General features: G+C 51.7%; 1 protein-coding gene. It reads right to left on the bottom strand.

Features of this window, described 5'->3' with window-relative positions; all coding sequences use genetic code 11:
* Nucleotides 1–286, bottom strand: a 286-nt coding sequence (locus tag LZP73_RS20555; protein ID WP_234236826.1) for an ABC transporter substrate-binding protein, incomplete at both ends; no start/stop codon positions are given.

Genomic DNA, 286 nt, shown 5'->3' on the forward strand with positions numbered 1-286 from the left:
ACAGCAGGTCGATATCGCCAGTTTCAAACGCCACCGCGCGGGTAGTCGGGTCCGGGATCACGTTAAAGGTGATCTTTTTAATCGCCGGCTTTTCGCCCCAGTAGTTTTCGTTACGGACGAAGACATCGTACTGATTCAGTTTCGATTCCTGTAAAACCCACGGCCCGGTGCCAATCGGCGCTTTAATTCCGTTCATGGTTTCGTGGTTTTTAAACTGCGAGGGTGCGATAAAACGGAAAGGACGGGGCAGGGCCAGTTCTTGCAGGAAAGGATAGTAGGCGCTTTT

Source organism: Shewanella sp. AS16 (assembly GCF_021412365.1).
GTDB classification, from domain to species: Bacteria; Pseudomonadota; Gammaproteobacteria; order Enterobacterales; family Shewanellaceae; genus Shewanella; species Shewanella salipaludis.